Below are 5581 nucleotides of genomic sequence, written 5' to 3'. Positions count from 1 at the left end.
GGCCCGGCCGGCTCGGAGGGCCCGGCCGGCTCGGAGGGCCCGGCCGGCTCGGAGGGCCCGGCCGGCTCGGAGGGCCCGGCCGGCTCGGAGGGCCCGGCCGGCTCGGAGGGCCCGGCCGGCTCGGAGAGGTCCGCCGGGTCGCCGGGGCGCAGCCAGGTCTCGATGTCGTGGAGCGGGTCGGCGCTCTGGGGCGGGACCGGGTCGGCGGGCACCAACAGGCCCGCCTCCGTCAGGCGGGCGAGGTAGGCCTCTGCGGCGGTGCCGGCGGCGGGATCCGCCTCCCGCAGGGCCCCGGTCAGCCGTTCGGCGAGGTCCCCGAGGGGCACCGGGGTGGCGGCGTGCTCGGTGACCAGGCCCAGGGGGCCGCCGGCCGGCAGCTCCGCCTCGTCCTCGCGCGCCACGAGGTAGCGGCCTCCGGCGAAGGCGGTCCGGTCACGGGAGTAGGCCGCCCGGCCGTCGGTGGTGCGCGCGGAGCTGGTGATGCGGTGCGGGAGGCCGGCCCGGCGGTGCGGGGCGTCCAGCAGGGCGAGGGTGAGGGCCGTCGTCAGGGTGCGGTTGGGCTTGACCACCGCGTGCAGGGGGCCGTCGAGGAGCCGCGGCCCGCCCCAGGACGACCGGGGGCCGGCCTGCGCGGAGGGCAGGGCGCCCCAGCCGACGGCCGTGAACCAGGACAGCGGGCTGGTCTTCGTGCAGGCCCGCAGCGCGTGGCGCAGCACGGTGGCCTCCTCCTTGCGGGCCTTGCGGTCGGCCGCTCCGCCGGCCGCCCTGCGTACGGCGCGCAGGAGGTCGGCACTGGTGAGGGCGACGGCCTTGGCGAGGGCGGGTTCGCGGCACAGGGCCGCCAGGGCCTCGCGTTCGGCGGCGAGGGCGGGTCCGGCGACGACGCCGAGCTCGGTGAGGAGGGCTTCGCGGCGTGCCCGCAGGGCGGTCCAGTCGGCGAGGCGGGGTACCCGCTCGGGCAGGTCGCCGAGGCGGGCCAGCAGCGCGGGGCGCGGTTCGCGCCCGTTGTGCAGGGCGCGGCGCAGCGGCAGGACGACGTCGCGGTGGAACTCGGCCGGGTGGCCGTCCCGGCTGTCGTGCAGGTCGTCGCACAGGGGTGCGGTGGTGCGCAGCAGTCGCGTTTCGGTCCGGTGCAGGCGGGCGAGCAGGGCCCGGAAGTGCTCCGCTTCGGGCCCCTGGGGCGGGTGGGTGAGCACGGTGGTGCGGACCAGCGCGTACGGCGCGGACCGCACCCGGTAGCCGGCCGGGCGTTCGGGGTCGGCGGGCGCCTCCGCGAGCCGGGGCTCCGGTGACCGTGCAGGTTCCTGCGGCATGGCGCTCCCCCGTTCCTGTCGGTGGTGGCGTACGGGCCTCCCGCCGCACCGGGGTGCGGCGGGAGGCGGGAGGCGGGCTGGACGCTCGGGGTCGGTGGGCGGTGGGGCTCAGGACAGCGGTCGACCGGGTCAGGCGGTCGGGGTGTCCGTCTGGGGCTGGGCGCAGGAGGAGGAGCCCTGGCAGGAACACGAACCCCAGGACGCACCGCCTTCGGGCAGTGCGGCGGTGTCGCGCATCGAGGTGACGCTGAGGTCGCCGAGGTCGAGCTCCAGGTCCTGGAGGTCGAAGGCGGCGTCGGGTGCGGTGTCGGACATGGGTGTCTCCCGAGAGCTGGAAGCGATAGGCCGAATGTGCACGGAACGAAAAAGCAGTTCTCGGGCCGCAATTCTCCTGATGCCCGGAACCGCCTTTCGCAGGAAAAGTATTACAAGCCAGAACGCGCCACGGCAAGCATCGGAGAAATATGCCAGCACCTCCGGAATCCACCTCCCACCACCCCTGGGGCGCGGCCGAAAACATATATTTGAGCTGCTCAGAACCACACTGATTTCAGCCACCCGCGGATTTCACACGCCTTTGGAGAACATTCAACGGAATGCGATCAGGGGTGCGTCAGCAATGCGTCAGTAACCCGTCAGGAATCTGGCCCCCGCCGTCAAGGCTCCATCAGGGGAGGGAGAAGCGGGAGGGAATTCGGGGATAACTTCGAGGGCGAGCCCCGGACCGCCTCCCCGCGGTCCGGGGCCCCACCCGCCACCCGTGGTTCCCCGAGGAGGGCCCATGTGCCTGTTCCTGTACGACGACGACCCCGAGCCCGAGGAACGGGTCCCGGCCGGGCCCCTGTACGTGCCGGCCCGGCCGGGAGGCGAGAGCGCGGTGCTGCGGCTGTTCCGGACGCCGCTGGGCGAGCGCACCGCCGTCGGCTTCACCACCCCGGAGCGGCTGTCCGTCACGCTCGGCGCCGCGCAGGCCTGGATCCGGCTCTCCGAGCCCGTCCTGCGCGCGCTGGCCGCACCCCTCGGGGTGACCCTGCTGACGGTCGATCCCACGCTGACGGCTCCCCCGGTCGCGGCGGCCCCGGTCGGGGGCCCCGGCGCCGGTCCGCTCACGCGGGCCGCCGGAACCGCCCGGACCGCATGATGGGGGATCAGACCATGACCGCCGACGTCGTCTCCACCCCGACCCCGCCCGCGACCCCGCCCCCGGCCCACGCCGACGACCTGTCCGTCTGGCCGGCCTCCACCGCCCCGCTCCCGCACGGCGGGGTGGCGGTCGGCGGGGTGCCCCTGGCCGGACTGGCCGACCGCTTCGGCACCCCGGTCTACGTGCTGGACGAGGGCGAGGTCCGCGCACGCTGCCGGAGCTACCTCGACGCCTTCCCCGACGCCGACGTGCTGTACGCCGCGAAGGCGTTCCTGTCCCGGGCGATGGTGCGCTGGGTCCGGGAGGAGGGTCTGGGCCTGGACGTCTGCTCGGCCGGGGAACTGGAACTGGCCGTGACCTCCGGGTTCCCGCCCGAGCGGATCGTGCTGCACGGCAACGCGAAGTCGCCCCGCGACCTGGAGGCGGCGCTGCGGCTCGGCGTGGGGCGGATCGTCATCGACAGCGCGTCCGAGATAGCCCGGATCGCCGCCGCCGTCGGCCCCGGGGAGCGCCAGCGGGTGATGGTGCGGGTGGTGCCCGGCGTCTCGGCCGGGGGCCACGACAAGATCCGTACCGGCACGGACGACCAGAAGTTCGGACTGTCGCTCACCGACGGGGCGGCACAGCACGCCGTCGCCCGGATCCTCGGCCAGCCGCGGCTCGAACTCACCGGACTGCACTGCCACATCGGCTCCCAGATCACCGGGGCGAAGCCGTACGTGACCTCCCTGCGCCGGATGGTCGGACTGCTGGCTCACATCCGGGACCTGCACGGGGTCGTCCTGCCGGAGCTGGACATGGGCGGCGGCCACGGCATCGCCTACCGGCCCGGGGAGGCCGTCCTCGACGTCGCCGCCCTGGCCGCGCGGCTGCGCGCCGGGCTCGCCGAGGGCTGCGCGGCCGCCCGGCTGGCCGTCCCCCGCCTCCTCGTCGAACCCGGCCGGGCCCTCGTCGGTCCGGCCGGGGTGGCCCTGTACCGGGTGCTCGCCGTCAAACGGACCGGCGCGACGGTGTTCGTCGCGGTGGACGGGGGCATGAGCGACAACCCCCGGCCCGCCCTGTACGGGGTGCGCTACGCCCCCCGCCTGATCGGCCGGCACTCGACGGCGGCCCCGTGCGCGGCGACCGTCGTCGGCCGGCACTGCGAGGCGGGGGACGTACTGGCCTCCGGGGTGCCGCTGCCCGGCGACGTCCACCCCGGGGACCTCCTGGCCGTCCCGGTGGCGGGCGCCTACCAGCTGTCGATGGCCTCCGGATACAACCTCGTCGGCCGTCCGGCGGTCGTCGCGGTCCACGGGGGCGCGGCCCGCCTCCTGGTCCGGCGCGAGACCCTGGAGGACTTCCGCGGCCGGGACGTCGGCGCCTGAGCGGTCCCGTACCGCCGCCCCCGCGTCGCGCCGGCCGCCCGGAGCGCCGTACGTCAGCCGGCGTGGACGTGGGGGCGGCGGGCCCGGTCGGGTTCGGCCGCGCGGATGACCTCCCGGGTGACGGGGGCGACCTCGCCCTGTCCGAAGAGGAAGAAGCGGAGGAAGTTGGCCATCGGGTTGCCCTCGGTCCACTCGAAGTAGATGTGCGGGCGCTGTCCCGTCCCGTCGCGCACGTGCAGGAGCAGTGCGGCCAGGGCGTTGGGGACGGTGGAGCTCTCCAGGGTGAGGACCCGGTAGCGGTCGTGCAGCACCTCGCCGCGGACCCTCAGGCCGGATTCGAACTCGGACGGGTCCAGGACGGTGACCTCGACGAACAGCACGTCGTCGCCCGGCGGGATGTCGTTGTCCTCACGGATCTGCTCGACCTTGTCCCGGTACTCGGCCTTGTCCCGCCGGTCGGGCTCGTTCGCTATGAAACGTATCGTCCGGTTGGCGGTGTCCCGGACGAACCGCTGCGCCATGTCGTCGAGCTCCACGTGCGTGACGCGCAGTTCGAAGACCCGGGCGAGGCGGGAGAGCAGCGAGAGCGCCATGATGCCCGCGATGAAGCAGGCTCCGATCTTCACGCCGTCGGGCCGCTCCACCACGTTCACCGCGGTGGTGTAGACGAAGACGGCGGAGATGACCCCGAAGCCGATGGTCCAGCCTCGCTCCCCCGCCCGCTTGGCGGCGATGGTCACGGCCACGGCGGCCGAGGTGATCAGCACCAGCACGCCGGTGGCGTAGGCGCCGCCCTGGGCGTCGACGTCGGCGTCGAACAGCCAGGTCACCAGGAAGGCGATGAGGGTGAAGACGATGACCATCGGGCGCAGGGCGCGGGCCCAGTGCGGAGCCATGCCGTAGCGGGGCAGGTAGCGCGGCATCAGGTTGAGCAGGCCCGCCATGGCGGAGGAGCCCGCGAACCACAGGATGAGGATGGTCGAGACGTCGTAGACGGTGCCGAAGGCGGAGCCGAGGTGCTCGTGGGCGAGGTAGGCGAGCGCGCGGCCGTTGGCCTCGCCGCCCGCCTTGAACTCGTCGGCGGGGATCAGCAGCGTGGTGACGAAGCTGGAGCAGATCAGGAAGACGCTCATGATCACGGCGGCCGTGGTCAGCAGCTTCTTCGTGCCGCGGATCCGTCCGGCCGGCCGGGACGCGGTGTCGTCGGGGTCGCCGTGCACGTGCGGCATGACCGCGACGCCGGTCTCGAAACCGGAGAGGCCGAGGGCCAGCTTGGGGAAGACGACCAGCGCGATGGCGATCATCATGAACGGGTTGCCGTGCTCGGCGGTGAGGGCCTGCGTCCAGTCGGCGACGACGTGCGGCTCGGTGGCGACCTGCCACAGACCGACCGCCACGACGACCACGTTCAGGCCGAGATAGGTGGCGACGAGTACCACGGCCACCCCGATGGCCTCGCTGAACCCCTTCAGGAACACCGCGCCCAGCAGGGCGATCATGAGCAGGGTGATCGGGACCTCGTGGCCGTGCAGGGTGCTCGTGAGGTGCGGGTTCTCCACCAGGTGCGCGGTCGCGTCGGCGGCCGAGAGRGTGATGGTGATCAGGAAGTCGGTCGCCGCGAACCCGAGCAGGGTCAGGACGAACAGCTTCCCCTTCCAGAACGTGAGCAGCCGCTCCAGCATGGCGATGGAGCCCTCGCCGTGCGGGCTCTCCTCGGCCACCCGCCGGTAGACGGGCAGGGCACCGAACAGGGTGAG

Annotated in this window: 5 protein-coding genes; 2 read left to right on the top strand and 3 right to left on the bottom strand. The window is 73.9% G+C overall.

Annotation, left to right across the window (positions count from 1 at the left end; all coding sequences use genetic code 11):
- Window positions 1-1313 (bottom strand): lantibiotic dehydratase (locus AB4039_RS41150; RefSeq protein WP_442273197.1); only part of this gene is annotated, 1313 nt, incomplete at its 3' end.
- A 129-nt stretch (window positions 1314-1442) separates the two neighbouring features.
- Entirely contained in the window at window positions 1443-1628 is a 186-nt protein-coding gene (locus AB4039_RS41145) for a thiazolylpeptide-type bacteriocin (protein WP_100661066.1), read from the bottom strand.
- 466 nt (window positions 1629-2094) lie between these two features.
- On the opposite strand from AB4039_RS41145, the gene AB4039_RS41140 reads away from it, so the two are divergent.
- Both AB4039_RS41140 and lysA read left to right on the top strand, forming a co-directional pair.
- Window positions 2095-2454 (top strand): SAV_915 family protein, encoded by a 360-nt coding sequence (locus AB4039_RS41140; RefSeq protein WP_266837378.1) that lies wholly within the window; start codon window positions 2095-2097, stop codon window positions 2452-2454.
- 14 nt (window positions 2455-2468) lie between these two features.
- Window positions 2469-3824 carry a diaminopimelate decarboxylase gene (gene lysA / locus AB4039_RS41135; protein WP_442273196.1) on the top strand — a complete coding sequence of 452 codons (1356 nt, stop codon included), beginning with the start codon at window positions 2469-2471 and terminating at the stop codon, window positions 3822-3824.
- Window positions 3825-3877: 53 nt separating this feature from the next.
- On the opposite strand, the gene AB4039_RS41130 is transcribed toward lysA, so the two are convergent.
- On the bottom strand, window positions 3878-5581 hold a 1704-nt coding region (locus AB4039_RS41130; RefSeq protein WP_442273195.1), incomplete at its 5' end, for an amino acid transporter.

Source organism: Streptomyces sp. M-16 (assembly GCF_052114405.1).
Classification (GTDB): Bacteria; Actinomycetota; Actinomycetes; order Streptomycetales; family Streptomycetaceae; genus Streptomyces.
This window is presented reverse-complemented; position numbering and strand designations above follow the sequence as displayed.